18 protein-coding genes are annotated in these 16,606 nt (G+C 45.7%); 6 read left to right on the top strand and 12 right to left on the bottom strand.

The window, feature by feature from the left end:
• Positions 1–5 precede the first annotated feature (5 nt).
• The 6 genes from QUA97_RS16370 to QUA97_RS16345 form a co-directional block, all read right to left on the bottom strand.
• Complete coding sequence (locus QUA97_RS16370; RefSeq protein ID WP_194069549.1) at positions 6–320, bottom strand: hypothetical protein; 315 nt, start codon at positions 318–320, stop codon at positions 6–8.
• 67 nt (positions 321–387) lie between these two features.
• Positions 388–1,242 carry an Rpn family recombination-promoting nuclease/putative transposase gene (locus QUA97_RS16365; RefSeq protein ID WP_194069547.1) on the bottom strand — a complete coding sequence of 285 codons (855 nt, stop codon included), beginning with the start codon at positions 1,240–1,242 and terminating at the stop codon, positions 388–390.
• A gap of 61 nt (positions 1,243–1,303) precedes the next feature.
• Complete coding sequence (locus QUA97_RS16360) at positions 1,304–2,887, bottom strand: chloride channel protein (protein ID WP_194069545.1); 1,584 nt, start codon at positions 2,885–2,887, stop codon at positions 1,304–1,306.
• Between the two features lie 387 nt (positions 2,888–3,274).
• Complete coding sequence (locus tag QUA97_RS16355; RefSeq protein ID WP_194069543.1) at positions 3,275–4,720, bottom strand: hypothetical protein; 1,446 nt, start codon at positions 4,718–4,720, stop codon at positions 3,275–3,277.
• 63 nt (positions 4,721–4,783) lie between these two features.
• A complete protein-coding gene (locus QUA97_RS16350) occupies positions 4,784–5,311 on the bottom strand; it encodes a methyltransferase family protein (RefSeq protein WP_228050206.1) in 528 nt (175 codons plus the stop codon).
• 350 nt (positions 5,312–5,661) lie between these two features.
• Positions 5,662–6,606 (bottom strand): aldo/keto reductase, encoded by a 945-nt coding sequence (locus QUA97_RS16345; RefSeq protein WP_194069573.1) that lies wholly within the window; start codon positions 6,604–6,606, stop codon positions 5,662–5,664.
• A gap of 144 nt (positions 6,607–6,750) precedes the next feature.
• On the opposite strand from QUA97_RS16345, the gene QUA97_RS16340 reads away from it, so the two are divergent.
• Positions 6,751–8,184, top strand: a complete 1,434-nt coding sequence (locus tag QUA97_RS16340) for a BCD family MFS transporter (RefSeq protein ID WP_194069571.1) — start codon at positions 6,751–6,753, stop codon at positions 8,182–8,184.
• Positions 8,185–8,332: 148 nt separating this feature from the next.
• Positions 8,333–9,166 carry an inositol monophosphatase family protein gene (locus QUA97_RS16335; RefSeq protein WP_194069541.1) on the top strand — a complete coding sequence of 278 codons (834 nt, stop codon included), beginning with the start codon at positions 8,333–8,335 and terminating at the stop codon, positions 9,164–9,166.
• Between the two features lie 203 nt (positions 9,167–9,369).
• Here QUA97_RS16335 and QUA97_RS16330 read toward each other — a convergent pair whose 3' ends face one another.
• The 5 genes from QUA97_RS16330 to QUA97_RS16310 all read right to left on the bottom strand — a co-directional run bounded on the left by QUA97_RS16330 (position 9,370) and on the right by QUA97_RS16310 (position 12,701).
• Positions 9,370–9,504 (bottom strand): hypothetical protein, encoded by a 135-nt coding sequence (locus QUA97_RS16330; protein ID WP_255515909.1) that lies wholly within the window; start codon positions 9,502–9,504, stop codon positions 9,370–9,372.
• Between the two features lie 428 nt (positions 9,505–9,932).
• Positions 9,933–10,514 carry an NADPH-dependent FMN reductase gene (locus QUA97_RS16325; protein ID WP_194069539.1) on the bottom strand — a complete coding sequence of 194 codons (582 nt, stop codon included), beginning with the start codon at positions 10,512–10,514 and terminating at the stop codon, positions 9,933–9,935.
• Positions 10,515–10,551: 37 nt separating this feature from the next.
• Complete coding sequence (locus QUA97_RS16320; protein WP_194069538.1) at positions 10,552–11,436, bottom strand: ChaN family lipoprotein; 885 nt, start codon at positions 11,434–11,436, stop codon at positions 10,552–10,554.
• A gap of 532 nt (positions 11,437–11,968) precedes the next feature.
• On the bottom strand, positions 11,969–12,331 hold the full coding sequence (locus QUA97_RS16315; RefSeq protein WP_333195223.1) for a cupin domain-containing protein: 363 nt from the start codon (positions 12,329–12,331) through the stop codon (positions 11,969–11,971).
• A 94-nt stretch (positions 12,332–12,425) separates the two neighbouring features.
• Positions 12,426–12,701 (bottom strand): hypothetical protein, encoded by a 276-nt coding sequence (locus QUA97_RS16310; RefSeq protein ID WP_194069534.1) that lies wholly within the window; start codon positions 12,699–12,701, stop codon positions 12,426–12,428.
• Between the two features lie 161 nt (positions 12,702–12,862).
• Here QUA97_RS16310 and QUA97_RS16305 point away from each other — a divergent pair, with 161 nt between their 5' ends.
• The 4 genes from QUA97_RS16305 to QUA97_RS16290 all read left to right on the top strand — a co-directional run bounded on the left by QUA97_RS16305 (position 12,863) and on the right by QUA97_RS16290 (position 15,836).
• Positions 12,863–13,501, top strand: a complete 639-nt coding sequence (locus tag QUA97_RS16305; RefSeq protein WP_333195222.1) for a peroxiredoxin — start codon at positions 12,863–12,865, stop codon at positions 13,499–13,501.
• A gap of 135 nt (positions 13,502–13,636) precedes the next feature.
• Positions 13,637–14,218: a Uma2 family endonuclease gene (locus QUA97_RS16300; RefSeq protein ID WP_333195226.1), complete on the top strand. Its 582-nt coding sequence runs from the start codon at positions 13,637–13,639 to the stop codon at positions 14,216–14,218.
• A 60-nt stretch (positions 14,219–14,278) separates the two neighbouring features.
• Positions 14,279–15,253 carry a cysteine synthase A gene (locus QUA97_RS16295; RefSeq protein WP_194069528.1) on the top strand — a complete coding sequence of 325 codons (975 nt, stop codon included), beginning with the start codon at positions 14,279–14,281 and terminating at the stop codon, positions 15,251–15,253.
• A gap of 277 nt (positions 15,254–15,530) precedes the next feature.
• Positions 15,531–15,836, top strand: coding sequence for a (2Fe-2S) ferredoxin domain-containing protein (locus tag QUA97_RS16290; RefSeq protein ID WP_194069526.1), 306 nt, complete (start codon positions 15,531–15,533; stop codon positions 15,834–15,836).
• A 255-nt stretch (positions 15,837–16,091) separates the two neighbouring features.
• Here QUA97_RS16290 and QUA97_RS16285 read toward each other — a convergent pair whose 3' ends face one another.
• Positions 16,092–16,373, bottom strand: a complete 282-nt coding sequence (locus QUA97_RS16285; RefSeq protein WP_194068232.1) for an HNH endonuclease — start codon at positions 16,371–16,373, stop codon at positions 16,092–16,094.
• Positions 16,374–16,606 lie beyond the last annotated feature (233 nt).

Genomic DNA, 16,606 nt, shown 5'->3' with positions numbered 1-16,606 from the left:
CGGCTCTACGTCCTATCGATAGGTCGCTTTAAGCGTTTATTGTTTAAAGCCTCTCCTCTTTTCAATGCAAAATATTTAAGTAGTGCCGAGAGCCAAAAGATACAGGCGAAGAATGCTACTAACAGAAACCCAAGCAATAAAGCTGCTTTAGGGTGCAAATGATATTTTTGACTTGTGAGTTGGTTGTAAATCAGGACTAATGGCGAGCCTACTGCCCCAAATAGCCCCAGATAGTATCCCGAGTCACCTATACGCCAAAGCAATCCCAAGAACCAACTTTGCTTGCGTAGTTTTTCATATTCAGGATAGTCCAGTGACATAAAAAATCGATTTTTCCTACCCCATTACTTTAAACTAGGAATCGCTTTCTCGCAAATTCCCTACATCCTAAACGCTAAGCCCCGTAACTTGGGCAATCGTGGCATTATCTAGACGTGAAAGTAGTTGTCGGGCGATCGCCAACTTCTCCAATCGCATCCCTTGTTCTATACCTTGTTCTATGCCCTGTTCTATGCCTTGTTCTATGCCTTCCTGAACAGCTTTCACGATCGCGCCCTGTTGGTCATAAATAAACTGTTCTCTTCTGTCCAAATCTGCCACTTCCTCGCGGCTTAACTTGGATTGATTCGCAATATTAAAAGCTTCCTGTATTTCGGGTATGCTATCCATTGATTCTGGGATTGATGTGAGACTTCTGGCATTTTTCATGAAATAGATCCATTTATCTGCTAAGGTTTCAAGTTCCTCCTCTCCTTTAGTAAACTTGGGCAACTCTACAAACACTAAATCCAGGTCGTTTTCGGGATACGTAAAGTTTTTATTTACTTCTTTGAACACAAATCTAGAAATCCATTCTTCGCTGTTAGCAAACATTTCAAAATCCGTAATGGTCAAAGCAATCACTGGCTTCAGCAATCGATATCCTTGTGCTGCTTCCCATTGAAAAGCATAGGTTTTTGCTGCATTGTACAAAACTCGCTTGCCAAAAGACTGAACGTTGAGCACTTGCATTTCAATGATGACTACAGTGCCGTCTTTGAGTTGGGCTTTCACATCCAGATAACTATCTTTTAAGCCTTCAAGTTTGGGCGGCAGATTTGGGTTGATAATTTCTAAGTCTTCGATGGTAGAATTGCCTTCATAAATTAAGGCGTTGAGAAAGCTAATCAGAATATCTTTGCTTTCTGATGAACCGAAGATTTTTTTGAAGGCGTAATCGGTTTTTGGGTTGATAAATATCATGGCTGTAATATTTAGGTTTTTGGTTATTAGTTTTGTGACGGAGTAGCGGATTTGAGAGCAGTCAAACTGCTGATTTTGTTTCAGGAAAAGACTTGACATCTTCGGGTAAATGTGCATTAGCGATCGCCAATTCTGACTCTTCGCTGCTCTGTTCGCCGTCAATGGGGAGCTGGCAAGAAATTAGTTCTGTGACCATCCGATCGCCCAGAGCATCTTCCCAATCCTGCAACTGTTCTCTGGCTGCGATCGGGGAATTGACAGCAACATCTACGCCCATTTGGTGCAGGTTAAGGCTGTGAGTAGTCGATCGGCGGTTGACAAACTCCACCAACCAAACGCTCAATCCGACAGCAGCCATCAAAGGCAAGACAATGCGGTAATCGCGGGTTAATTCAAACATCAACAGGATGGCTGTCAGCGGTGCTTTGGCGCTGCCGGCAAGGATCGCGGCCATGCCCACCATTGCATAGGCAGCAGGGCCTGCAACTCGATCGCTCATTGCCGGCAACATTTCCAAAAAGATGCCGTAAGCCGAACCCAGACAAGCTCCCAAAAACATCGCCGGAGCGAATATCCCCCCTACCAAACCGCTGCCGAGGCTGATTGCTGTCACCGCCAGTTTGACGAATAGCAGCAACAACAGCAAAGGCAAGGAAAATTTCACATCTTGCAGCATGGCTTCAACTGTTTCGTAGCCTACGCCCAAAACTTGAGGAAATGGCAGGGCGACTAAACCGACAATCGCACCGCCGAGGATCGGATGAAACGGGCGGGGCAGTCGTCCGAGCCAACCAAATCCTCGGATTTTTCCTTGAAAACAGCGATCGGTCAATTGAATTGCTTCTGTATAAGCTAGGGACACACAGCTCGCCAAAAGCCCCAATCCCATGTATAGTGGCAGTTCTAGGGGGCTGCGGACATCGTAGACAGGCAAAGCAAAGGCCGGCTGAGCTCCCAAACAAATTTGAGCGATCAGCGCCGAAACGACGGCGGAGAGCAAGACAACGCTGACTGACGAAGTGGCGAAGGTGCTGCCGAGCACGACTTCTAGGGCAAAAAACACTCCGGCGATGGGAGAGTTAAACCCGGCCGATAAACCTGCTGCAGCTCCCGCGCCGAGGAGCAAGCGCTGCCGTTCTGGGGAAAGCTGCAAGACTTGGGCTAGCAGCATTCCGAAGTTGGCGCCGATTTCGACGCTGGGGGCTTCCGGGCCGAGGGATGCGCCGGTGCCGAGGGATACTGAGGCGGCCACCATTTTGGTGATGGGTTTGAGGGGGGAGAGTTCTTGTAGGCCGCGGGTGGCTGCAATTAACGATGACATATTCGGGCCAAAATCCCGAAACCGCCAGCGCATCAGCCCGATGATGACTCCGCCTAGGGTGGGAATGCAGGCTAGCGTCCAAGGGCCTTTCGAGGCGATCGCCCCCATGAAGTCTTCCAGCATCAGGCTGTGGATGAAGTGGATGAGATAGTGAAAGGTGACGACGCCCGCGCCCGTAACTCCCCCAATGACTAGGGAGAGGATGAGCAGGAGTGTTTCGGGGCTGGGGTGCAGGCGGTTAAACAACGGGCTGAGGCGGGAGGCTTCGGGAGTTTCTGCGGTTGGCTCAGGTGGCGGCAGATCCACAGGAGGGGTGGCTGTCATTTAACGGTTAATTCTTCTGTGAGAATTTAGATAAATATTACATTTTATTTCTTATTTTCATTTTGAGTGATTTTAGGGGAATTGACAACTTAATTAAGGCGTATTTTACGGTAGATTTTGGCGGCCAGTGGCTGGGGTGGAACGACCGATTCAGAGAGTCAGCAAATTGGGCGCGATCGAATTCTCAGTTACATTCAAACTTAGATAGATTCTGGCGATAATGCTCATTAACTATATTTACAGTGTTGGCGCTAGCGGGCGATCGCATCCATGAACTTGTACAATCGTATAATTCAGTGAAATACAACATTCCGATTGAAAAATTGGCGATGCGAGATTCTACCTTAAAACCACAAATCTCAAAGCTAAAATCGATCGCGCGCAACATCAGATCCGTTGTTTATCCGGCGGGATTCTTGGTCTGGCTTTGGCGATCGACATTAACGGATCGCCAATGGTGGCGACTTTCCAAGGAGGGGATTCTAGCTGGCGGGCGGCCATTAAAAAGGGTGCACCTCGTGTTAGGCGATCGACCATTATTTTAGGTGGAAGAAATGCAGCCAAAAAAGGTTCGTTGACGCTACCAATATAGGCGTAAGCACCATTTTGTAACCACCTACCAGCAACGGTATTTACATCATCGGGAGCTGATGCTGACCAACTGTGAATCATGTGGATTGCTGCAGGAAATTGCAGCTTTGGTATGTCGTCAACTGCCGCGTCGCCGTTACCGACTTGAAATGATTTTGGATAGCCTTTGGAATTCATCAATATTAAGTCAAAGGCCCACGGTATTGCTGCTAAACTCCGCCACCTTTCCAAGCTAGCTTCTGGTTGTTGCACTAATTCTACGTTAAGGCCTATGCTTTTTAGTTTGTTAGATGCTTCTGCCATTCCATATTTTCCCCAATTCCCTTCTGTGGGGTAGCTGTTATAAAGCATGGCTGTTTGGCTGTCGAGAAATATGGCACACATGGCTTGATATATCGATCGCACTTCGGAGCCGTAAATCCAGCCAGCGGCTGCCCACCGTTCGCCGTTGGGATGCCTTCCTAAACCGTCGGTAACAGCCCATTGTTCGTCTTTGTTTTTGGGGGATTGATATTTTACTGCTAGTTGGCGTACAATGGTAATTGTGTCGATCGGATCTCCGAGTTGAGAGTAAAAATATCCAGTGGATTCGACGGCTTTTGTAACCGCTGCTTGCAGATTTTTCCACTGTGTATCATTGAGGTTATCGTTGGGTTTTCCGAAGTTACCTTCGAGAAATACTAAAGGTTCGCCGCGGGCTGCTGCTAAGGCAACTGCTGCTGTACGTGCGGGGTCGTTTTCTGATGTGATTACTACTCCTGGAGGTTCCCAGCCCAGCTCAGTCCATTTGGCTCTTAAGGTTTGAGTATCCGTGGAATCCCAGGCTGCTGCTGCGCTGTTGAGCATTAATTGTTGGAGTTTTTGACCTTTTGGGAGTTGCTGTTTGATGCTCGGCAAACGGATGATTTCTTCGGGTTGGAAGCGCTGCACAAACATCGGCGCGTATTTTTTGTCTTCGATGAGAATGGGCCAGTTTCCTTTGAGATTCCATTTTTGAATTGCTGCTAAGAATGTGGCTTCGTCTGGTACTAAAACTATGCGATTAACTGTTGGGATGTTTTCGCGGAGGATGTTGACTCGGAGGCCTGTTTGTACTGGCCAGGGTTCTTGTTTGGCTGAGTCGGGAAGTTGAAAGGATTTTGTTGCAATAAAAAAGCTACATCCATTAATTGTTGTTAAAAACGAGCCTATAAATAGGATTAATGCTAGAATTTTAATGTGTAACTTTTTGCGATGGTTCATGTTTTTTTTTACCGCAGATTGAAGCAAATTGAAGCGGATTAACGCAGAGGTTGAGGGGTTCTGTTAATAAATGCCCGGAATTAGTTTTTTGACTCGCTGACGATATTCTGAATAGTCGGGATATTTTTCACTCAACCAGGTTTCTTCACGATTTGCTTTGATGTCAAAAAATATCAGTAAAATTGCAGTTGCTATTAAGTGCGATAGGCTCATTTGAAAAATTGCCCAACCGAAAGCTGCTAAAACTAAGCCGCTGTATAACGGATGTCGCACTATGCTGTAAATTCCTGTTTGGATTAATTCTCCGTTTTCTATGGGATAGGGTAAAGGTGTGAGGTTTTTTCCTAAGTCTATCAATCCTTTGACGATTAAAATTAGCGCGCCTAAGCCGAGCATAGCTGCGAAAAACCAGGTAACATAAATTAATTGAGTTGATTCAATTTTGAATCCCGGCATTTGATAAACTGGTAAAATGGCAAATCCTGCTAGTAATGCTCCTTGCAGTAATACTAAATATTCGCCGCGGCTGTTGTGACGCAAGCTTTCGCGGGTGAAACCCCAGTCAGTTAAAATTTTCATAGTTGAAGTCATTAGTCATTAGTCATTAGTCATTAGTCATTAGTCATTAGTCATTAGTCATTAGTCATTAGTCATTAGTCATTGGTTATTGGTTGTTTGTTATTGGTTATTGGTGGTAACAACTGACAACTGACAACTGACAACTGACAACTGGCAACTGCTTTCCGTCCAATGTCATCAGGAAGAAGGAAGAGGGAAGTAAGCTGTTGCGGCATTTAAACTGTATGTCAAAAAACAATAAAACTCTTGTGGGATGGACATCCTACCCGGCCTGAATATGCAATTAAAATGCGCGACAGCTTAAAACCCAACCTACGGCGAACAGTCAACAGTCAACAATCAACAGTCAACAATTAACAAATTTATTCTAGCCAAGGACGTGTCATTAGCTCTAGTTGGTTGACTTCATCTTGGCTTAAAGTCCAACCTAATGCGCCTGCATTTTCTTGGGCTTGTTTTGCGGTTTTGGCGCCGGGAATGGGGATGACTCCGTTTTGGGCTATTAGCCAGTTTAGGGCTACTTGGGCGGGCGTGCGAGATCGCTTTTTGCCCATTTTCCGCAGGGTGGACATGACTAATTCGATTTTTTCGATGCCTGTTTTGCTGAAGCGGGAATCCAGTTTCCGGGCTCCTGCCGGTTGTTCTTCGGCGGTGTATTTACCTGTCAGCAATCCTTGGGCTAAGGGGCTGTAAGCTAAAATTGTTACTCCCAATTCCGAGGCGGTACTGACAATTTTTTGTTTTTCTACTTGCCGCGACAGCAATGAATAACGGACTTGATTTGTTGCTAGGGGTACGCCTCTGGCTGCGAGTATTTTGTGGGCTTCTCGCATTTGTTCTGCTGAATAGTTGCTGACTCCTATTGCTTGAATTCTGCCTTTTTTTACTTCGTCTGCTAAGGCGTTCATTAGGCTTTCTTGACTCAGTAAAAAAGTGAAGGGCCAGTGGACTTGGTAGAGGGTTATTTGTTCTACTTGCAAGCGTTTTAAGCTGGCACTCAAAGCGTCGGAAACGGATTTTCCGGTAATCCGCCAAGGTACGGGGCCGAATTTGGTGGCTATTTGGACGGGTTGGCTGGTTTTTTTGATAAACTGTCCCAGCAATTCTTCTGACAAGCCGTTACCGTAGACTTCGGCTGTGTCGAAAAAGTTGACTCCTGCGTCTAGGGCTGTTTTGAATGCTGCTTCTACTTCGGTGGCACCGTAGTTGCTGCCGTAGTTCCAAAATAGTTTATCGCCCCAAGCCCAAGTTCCGACGCACAGGGGAATGACGGCTGGGCCGTTTTGTCCTAGGGTAATGGTTGTCACGGTTGGTAAATCCACAGTTATTGATTCTCTTTATTTTTATATGAATTTATACGAATAATCGCATTTGAGCTTCGGGCTTTGGGAGGAAAGGTGGCTGTATCTCAGTTACTATAAATGAGTCATGCTGTATTTATTTTAATAGTTATGTCGATCGACCGTTTGCCAGATTCTAGATTAACAGATTCCGCGACTGTGGCCCCAAAGCGGGTTAATTTGCTGACTATGTTCCGGCTGGGTTTGTTTCAGATGGGGCTGGGCATGATGTCGATTTTGACGCTGGGGGTACTCAATCGCGTGATGATTAAGGAGTTGGCGATTCCGGCTACTGTGGTGGCTGGTACGCTGGCGATGCACCAGTTTGTCGCTCCGGCTAGGGTGTGGTTCGGGCAAATGTCTGATGCTAAGCCTTTGTTCGGGCATCACCGCACGGGTTACGTGTGGCTGGGAGGGCTGTTGTTTGTAATTTCGGCTTTTTTGGCGGTGCAGGTGATGTGGTGCTTGGGCGACAGTTTGGAGGCTGTGGGATGGACGACTCCGACTTACGGTTGGGTGGGTTTGTTGGGTTTGGTTTTTGCAGTTTACGGTATCGCGATTTGTTCGAGTTCGACTCCTTTTGCTGCTTTGTTGGTGGATGTTTCCGATGAGGAAGACCGATCGAAGTTGATTGGTGTTGTATGGTCGATGCTGATGGTTGGTATCATTATCGGGGCGATTGTCAGCAGCGGTTTGCTGAAGCAAATTGATGGGGATGTGCCGCGGGAAGTGTTGCAGGCTTCGATTAATGGTTTGTTTGTAAAAGTGCCGGCAGTTGTTTTGCTGTTGGTGGCGGTTGCAACTTTTGGGGTTGAGAAAAAGTATTCGCGGTACGGGGTGCGATCGAGCGCAGTGAATCGAGAAGATAAAATTACCCTGGGAAGTGCGCTGCGGATTTTGACTGCTAGCCGTCAAACCGGTTTGTTTTTTACTTTCCTGCTGATTATGACAATTTGCTTGTTTATGCAGGATGCGGTTTTGGAACCTTACGGCGGGGAAATTTTTAAGATGCCGATTTCGGAAACTACGCGGTTGAATGCTATTTACGGTACTGGTGTGCTTTTTGGTTTGAGTGCTACTGGTTTTTTAATTGTGCCGCGCATCGGCAAGCAAAATACGATTAGATTGGGTTGTTTGTCGGTGGCTGCTTGTTTGGGCTTGATTATTTTATCGGGATTTACTGGTAATCCAATTGTGTTTAAGTCGGCTTTAATGTGCTTCGGATTAGCTTCAGGAATTACGACGACTGGTGCGCTAAGTTTGATGTTGGATTTGACTGCTGCAGAAACGGCGGGGACTTTTATTGGTGCTTGGGGTTTGTCGCAGGCGATGGCGCGGGGTGTGGCGACTGTTAGCGGCGGTGCTATTTTGGATTTTGGCAGGAGTTTGTTTGGGGTGCCGATGTTGGCTTACGGGTTAGTGTTTGCTGTGCCGGCGGTGGGTATGATTCTGGCTGTTTGGCTGTTGGGTAGGGTGGATGTGCGGGAGTTTCAGGATAATGCTAAAAGTGCGATCGCCACTATTCTTGAAAATGAACTAGACTGATATTTTGTCAGTAGTCAGTAGTCAGTAGTCAGTAGTCAGTAGTCAGTAGTCAGTAGTCATCAGTCATCAGTCATCAGTCATTTGGGAATGGAAATTGGTAATTGGAGAGTTCTCTCCCCATCTCCGTTAGTTGTTAATTTTTAGTGAAATGCAAGATTTTTGGAACTCTATTTTGACTTTTTCTCAAACTACTGTCAAGACAATCGGACAGCAGTTTTTGAAAGATTTCGGTTGCGTACAAGCGGATGAGAAAGATGATGGCACTTTGGTTACGCAATCTGACAATTGGGCGGATGCGGAAATTAGAAATGCGATCGCAATTGCGTTTCCCAGCCACGGGATTTTGAGCGAGGAAGGGGAACAGGTTTTCCCCGATACTGAATGGTGTTGGGTTGTCGATCCTTTGGATGCTACGACTAATTTTGCTCGCGGAATTCCAATTTGGGGGATTTCTTTAGGTTTATTGTATCGCGGAACTCCGGTTTTTGGCTGCGTGCATTTGCCGCCGTTAAATCAAACTTTTCATGGTTTTTATGCAGAGGATTTGGCGGGAGATGAGGTATTGACAAATATGCCTCAAGGTGCGTTTTTAAACGATCGCCCAATTCGCCCTAATCCTGATAAAATGAGCGGAAATCATATTTTTAATTTGTGTTCTCGCAGTGTGGGAATTGGGCCTCATCTTCCGAGTAAAATTCGGATGTTGGGGATGGCTAGTTACAATTTTTTGATGGTGGCTTCGGGTGTGGCTATGGGAGGCGTGGAAGCGACTCCGAAAATTTGGGATATTGCCGGGAGTTGGGTAATTGTGAAGGCTGCGGGTGCGGTTTGGTTGCCGCTGGAGTCCCAGGCGATTTTTCCGTTGGAAGTGGGGAAGAATTACGGGAGGGTTTCTTATCCGACTTTGGTAATGAACCGGCAGGAGTTAGTGTCGGTATTTTTGCCGTTTGTGGAAGCTTGGAAGAAAAAGAAAATGGGCTGATATTAATGTAGCCTCGAACCTGTTTTATCGTAGTGCAGGGATGCCCAATCGGACAATTTTAAATAAAACTGCATGGCAGGTGTGACGGAGGAGTCTCCCACGCCTGCCGTGCGGTTTGTAACAAGTATAACCGACCGATGACCGATGGTTAAATTATGCTTGCTCTTGTGCATTTCTGCCAATGTGCGATCGGGTGGTTTTCTTTAGGTCGATCGGGTGATGCGGTAGTGGTAAAATTTGTGGTAATCTTTCTGCGAGTTCAGGGATTCGTCAGACGGATGATTTTCTAAGTGCGATGCTAAAGCGCGGCTGCTGGTTTTGGCTAAGCTGTTCTGCATTTAAATTGTATATTTTGATGACAATCAAAAATCCTCAAATCCTCTCCCCCTCTCCCCCTCTCCCCCTCCATCGCCATACACAATCTATATGAGCAACAGCTTACCGCTGCTTCTTTGGTTGTCAGTAATACAGGTGCTGAGTTTGGATTTCCGGTGAATGTCATGTTAATTTTGGGGTGAGAATCACCAGCAATCAACTATAGCCTTTCAAGCTCTCATATGAGGTACTATCCGGGATAGGATAGGGGATAGGGCATTGGGCTATCCTCACTTTTTTGATAACCGCTATATAATTGTAGCAATTTTTAGGACGCGATTCGCGATCGGGATAGCCCAGATGCACGTAGTTTATACAGCAAGTAAAATAACAAAGATTAGGATTGGGACACAACAATGTTGTGTCCCTACTGCCAAATCAATTTATCGCCTTAGGCGATTAATTTAGACAGGATATTCGACAATTTAGCACCGAGATTTTCCACAGATTCCTGCTGTTGGGCATCTTTCATCGTACCGTCATCATTAAACGCTTCAAAAGCTTTGGGAATTGCTTTCTGATCCGGGAGAACAAACACGCTAATATTCCCCAGGATAGAGCGCAAATGAACCAATCCCCGCAAACCGCCAAATCCGCCAGGGGAAGCACTCATAATTACCGCTACTTTGCCAGTAAATGCCACCAATCCCGGTTCGCCCGGTGCGGGGCGCGATACCCAGTCGATCGCATTTTTCAACACAGGCGTAACCGAACTGTTATACTCAGGGGAAGCTATCAAAAACCCGTGATGCGCTATCATCAATTCCTTCAACTTCCGGGCATTTTCTGGCATTCCCTCTTTTGCTTCCAAATCTTCATCAAATATCGGCATCGGCAAATCGCGCAAATCTACATAGGTAACTTCTGCACCCGCCGCCCTAGCCCCAGCCGCCGCAACTTTTACCAGCAGTTTGTTGTAGGATGCTTCGCGGGTACTTCCGGCAAATGCCAGTATTTTTGGTCTGTTTGTCATTGATTTTTAGGGATAATTGCTTCCGAGTAAAATTTTACTATTCTTGGTGCTGCCAAACAAAGTCAGCAATGGATTTTTCTGCCGACAAAGTAGGATTTTCACTGGAATTGAATACAACGGATCGCGTTTTTACCTTCCCGACTCCCAAACGCCTCTCGACGCGGCTGGGAATGCCGTAACCGTAAATAATATGCCCTTTCCCCGCCAACACTACAACTTGATAGTCGGGGTTAGCTTTGACAAATTCAGCTATACTTTCGGCCATAGTTTCATCCCACAAAACTTGGGCTTGCAAAAATCTTTCAAAAGCCGTACTATTTCCCTTTCCAGCTTTTTGATGCTGTTGGAAAACTTCTAGCAGCATTTGCCGGTATTCGGCGTTGTCGGTGCGAATTTCGGATGTTGGCGGAATGTATTTTTTGTCTTCTGCTGTGAGGCTTTCTAAACCTTGACTGGCAACTTTTCTCGTGACTTCCGAGGGTGTATTTAAGGCGAGCACAGGTAGTTGATTTTCTTTGGCAAACCGTAAAATTGGGGCGTAATATTCCCAGGGAAATCGCCATCTGCGATCGTACTCTGTTTGCTCGATTAATTGCTGTTCTGTCAGTTTACCAGCTAAGTAGTTGTCGATCGCACTTTGGAACGGACGCTGAAACATTTCAAGGGCGATCGCAATTTTACGATTTTGCCGCTGCATTTCTCGAATAATTTTCAGTTGAGCTTGGTGGTCTGCCTCGCTATCGTGGGTTTCTCCCAGATACACAATTTTCGCCTTCACCAACTGTTGCAGAATCTCTTGGTTAGTGTAAGTTTGCTGGGGTTGAGGCTTCACAGTCGGTTCTGCTGTCGCTATCACATTGCTACACAGCAGGAAAATGCTCAGCGATAAAACACACAGTTTGATGAGTTTGGTTGTTTTCATAAAAATATTATGCCTGTTTCTCGCAGCAGCAACCACAGCCGAACTCTAGGATTTTACCTGGGCATCCACAAAGCTCAATGCTTCATTTAACTTCACAATTTTCCGCAATTATCTACGCCCCTAGAGGGTTGTCTTCCCTCTTCCATCTTCCTAATGACTAATGACTGATGACTAATGACTTCTTTTGTAAAGTTTAGTTGCAGGTACTTGCGCTTCTTGAAAAAGGTGGTAAATTAAAAATATGAAGCGAACAAAAAGCTTCTCTGACAGATACCACATCCAGATACCACAGCGAAGTTCACAATAGAATCTAAGGAGTAAAACGCTGTTTAATCTCACATCTGTCTCATTAAAAACCAATAGCAGCACCCACCAACAAAGCTGATACTTCCTCAACTAATTAGAAGGGAGAAATGCAAGTTAATCCGAGGATTATTGCAGCTCCGAATCAAAGTTGAAAAAGAGGAAATCACTCGGTATATATGGCTGGGTGCTGTTGTTGTTAAAGTTGTTAAAACAGAATTATCGACACTTACTGAAAAATTGTCTCGTCTTCCTTTCGCCACGCAGGATCTACGATACAAATAAATATTAGCGGTTCTTGGCCGCAGTTGTAAATAAACTGCTTGGCGTTGGGCGGAATGTAAACTGCATCTCCGACTTGCACCAATTGAGTCTCATCATCGATGTGCATTTCCCCAACGCCGCTGAGGATGTAGTAAACTTCAGAAGTTGTCAGGGAGTGCAGCGCCGAAGTTTGTCCCGCTGGCAAAGTGGCGCGGGCTAAACTGTAACGCAAATCCACAGCTTGTTTGTCTGGATGCAGCAATTCTCGCAGTTGAGTACCGTCGCCAGCCATAAACTCGTCACAGTCATTGAGCTTTTGAATTAGCATTCTTTCCACACTCCTGAAAATCTCTCCATCGCAATTTAAGTTTAATTGAAAAAGCGAGGAATATTAAGAAATGTTTAAAAAGGCGATCGATTTTTTAACCGTAAGTTCCCGAATGCGATCGATAATCAGGACAGTCGATCGCATCTTCAGATAAAGCTATGGTAGGCTGAACGGGACACTTGAGGTGGTAGTCACCGGTAAAAAATACGCAGTTAGCGCAAGGGATTTGGTGCATCCGCCCAGCTCTGTGCACCGAGTCGGCGACAGCGCGCCCGACACTCGAACACAGCAAAAAAACTAAAGCCCAAGCGGAGACAAAACACAGCGGAACTAAAATAGGCCGTATTGCCTGAAGCAAAAAGTAAAGCATAGCCAGAAAATTTAGCGGTACAAGGCGGGCTATAGATTACAGTAATGGAATCGGCGGGCGATCGACCAAAAAGTTTAGAATCATTTACAGTGCGATCGATAAACCGGGCAATTATGGGATGATAGAGAACCGTAGTTAAATAAAATTAGAGGAAATCAGTTATGTCACTGCGATTAGGCGATACAGTTCCCAACTTTACCCAAGCCTCGTCTAAAGGGGAAATCAATTTCTACGACTGGGCCGGCGATAGTTGGGTGGTGTTGTTTTCACACCCGAAAGACTATACCCCAGTGTGCACCACCGAACTCGGTGCAGTCGCCCGTCTCAAGTCGGAATTTGACAAACGTGGCGTGAAAACCATCGCCCTCAGCGTCGATGATGTAGATTCTCACATGGGTTGGATTAAAGATATCGAGGAAACTCAAAACGTCACCCTCAATTATCCGATTTTAGCAGATGGCGATCGTAAAGTTTCCGACATTTACGACATGATCCATCCCAACTCCCTCAACAACTTAACAATCCGCACCGTTTTTGTAATTGACCCAGAAAAGAAACTGCGTTTGAGCATTACTTATCCGGCGAGCACCGGTCGGAATTTTAATGAAATTCTGCGAGTAATTGATTCCCTGCAACTTACTGACAAATACAGCGTTGCGACTCCAGTTGATTGGAAAGATGGCGACGATTGCGTCATTGTACCTTCGATTACCGACCCCGCAGAGTTGGCAGAGAAATTTCCTAAAGGTTACACGCCGATTAAGCCTTATTTGCGGATGACTCCTCAGCCGAATAAATAGGTTTAATTTACAAAGAGGTTCGTAGTGAGGACTTGAGTCCTTCTTGATTTTTAAGGACTGAAGTCCTCACTACAAACAAATTAAATTATTGAGGACTGAAGTCCTCATTACAAACAGCGATTGAGGAAATTAATGATGTTGACATCAACAATCCTGTTGCGAATACCGCCCAAATTGCAAATGACAGACGAAGATTTTTTCGAGTTCTGTCAAATCAATAGTGAGTTACGCATTGAACGCAACAAATCGGGAGAATTGCTAATTATGCCCCCTACTGGTGGAACAACAGGAAATCGCAGCGGTAGCGTCTTTGGAGAGTTGTATATTTGGACCCGACAAGATGGAACCGGTATCTGTTTTGACTCCAGTACGGGATTTAAGCTTTCAATGGGTGACAAGTCTCCAGATGCCTCGTGGATTAAACTGGAACGGTGGAATGCTTTGTCACCAGAACAGCAAGATAAATTCCCACCTATTTGCCCGGATTTTGTAGTAGAACTCAGGTCTGCTTCAGACAATCTCAAGCCGCTGCAAGAAAAAATGCAAGAATACATGAGAGAACCAGGAGTGCAGTTGGGCTGGTTAATAGACCGCAAAAATCGCCGAGTTTACATTTACCGTCCCGATTTGCCAGAGGAATGTTTGGACAATCCCGCGACAGTCAGCGGCGACCCAGTTTTGCCGGGATTCGTACTCAATATGAGCAAAATTTGGTAGCACAGCAATAAATATCAACTTATTATCAGACTAAATAATAGAATGCAGCAGGTAAAAAATATGGATATCAAAAGCGGCTTTGTAGGCACTATCGGCAACACGCCGTTAATTCGGTTAAACAGCTTCAGCGATGAAACAGGTTGCGAAATTCTCGGCAAAGCAGAGTTTCTAAATCCCGGCGGTTCCGTTAAAGATAGGGCCGCACTTTACATCATCCAAGATGCCGAAGAAAAAGGCTTGTTAAAACCGGGCGGCACTGTTGTAGAAGGCACTGCAGGCAATACGGGCATCGGTTTAGCACACATTTGCAACGCCAAAGGTTACAAATGTTTGATTGTGATTCCCGATACTCAATCCCAAGAAAAAATCGATGCTTTGAAAACCTTGGGCGCGGAAGTTCGGACTGTTCCCGCTGTTCCTTACAAAGACCCGAATAATTATGTCAAATTGTCTGGAAGATTGGCGGAGGAAATGGAGAATGCCGTTTGGGCAAATCAATTTGACAATTTAGCCAATCGCCGCGCTCATTTCGAGACAACGGGGCCGGAAATTTGGGAACAAACCGAGGGCAAAATTGATGCTTGGGTGGCTGCGACGGGTACGGGCGGAACTTTTGCCGGTGTAGCAATGTTTTTGAAATCAAAAAATCCCGCGATTAAAGTTGTTTTGGCAGACCCGATGGGCAGCGGGCTTTACAGTTATTTCAAAACTGGGGAAATTAAGACTGAAGGTAGTTCGATTACTGAGGGAATTGGTACCAGCCGCATCACTGGGAATATGGAGAATGCGCCGGTAGATGATGCTATCCAAATTGATGATGCTGAAGCTGTCCGCGTGATTTATCAATTGTTGAGGAAAGAAGGGCTATTTATGGGCGGTTCTGTGGGGATTAATGTGGGGGCGGCGGTGGCTTTGGCGAAGCAAATGGGCCCTGGACATAGGATTGTTACGGTACTCTGCGACGGCGGGGCGAGGTATCAGTCGCGTTTGTTCGATCGCCAATGGTTGGCCTCAAAAGGTTTATCATCAGATTAGCCTCCGTATTACACAGGTGTATCGAGATTAATCTGGGTGAAAAAACCCTTGTAGCGCGGGCAAGATTGTAAAAGTCCCAAAGTATCGGGAAATTATCCGCGTCAATCGGTGTTGCATCGGCTTGAAATCTGCGGTTAACCGATTTATCAAAAATTCATGTTAGGCGAGCCAATGGTTAGCCTTAAAAGGTCGATCGTCAGATTTGGTTATATATGGCCGCACCTATTCCCATGATAAAAAAATAGCATATATGTAGTCGAATGTCAAGTAAAAAAACATGAAAATCACAGAATCTTCTAGGCGAGTTCTTGTTTGCCAAAACCGCACTTGTCGCAAGCAAGGTGCAGCAAAGGTACTAGCAGCGTTTGAGAAATTGTCCCCCTCAGAAGTTGAAGTTGTTGCTAGCAGTTGTTTGGGACAGTGCGGCAACGGGCCGATGGTGTTGGTGCTGCCCGAAGAGGTTTGGTACAGTGGGGTTTTTGCTGAGGAAGTTGCGGCAATTACCGAGCAACATTTGCGGGGAGGAAAGCGGGTAGAGAGGATGCTTTATCGCAAGTTTCACGAGCTTTCTCAGCAGCCCTAACCCGGTGTTTGAGCAATTGCTATGTATTAATTAAAAACAATAAAATTGGTTCGATCGTTCGGACTTTAGTCCTTGATGAATGCTGACTAAAGTCCGAACGATCGAACCTTGGGACTAGATATAGCGGTTATCAAGCGTGGTGAGGTATGCCCCATGCCCCATGCCCTATGCCCCATGCCCCATGCCCCATGCCCCATGCCGCATAGTACCTCATCTTTCTGAAAAAGGCTATATCTGAGTGCTAGTTTTGCATTGTCAAGCTTTTTTGCCGTGTACTTGAATGCGTTTGTCGGTTTTTTGTTTCTTCACCCAAGAGAGAAATTTCTGGAATTGGGGGTCATTTTTGAGCTTTTCTGGGGTGTTGAGCTCTTGGGCGAGGTGTTTGTTCTCAAATAGAGAGTGAATCTGGCGGTGACAAGCTGAGCAAATGTCGATCGTCGGGCTGGGATCTTCGTTTTTCCGCTTGGTGTTTTGTTTGGGGATGAGGTGATGGGCGGTTAATGCTGCCATTTGTCGATCGCACAATTCGCACTGCATAATTTTTTCAATGCTGTTTGATAGGCAATTGCTTCTTTTAATTTAGCGTAGTTTAGGGCGATCGGCTTTCAGAAAGTGAGTAATATCAATTCCTCTCTTCATCGTCCTGTATTCATTTCTCTCTAATCTCTCTGTGTTCTCTGTGTTCTAGTAAGGTTAAATCATTCCGATGCAACCGGAAACGATATAAAGGTCGATCGCACTTTGCAAACAATAAAAAACCCCCAACGGGG

Origin of the sequence: Microcoleus sp. CZ3-B2 (assembly GCF_036705055.1) — a bacterium.
Classification (GTDB): domain Bacteria; phylum Cyanobacteriota; class Cyanobacteriia; order Cyanobacteriales; family Microcoleaceae; genus Microcoleus.
Note: the sequence above shows the minus strand (reverse complement) of the source record. Positions and strands in the feature narration are given on the sequence as shown.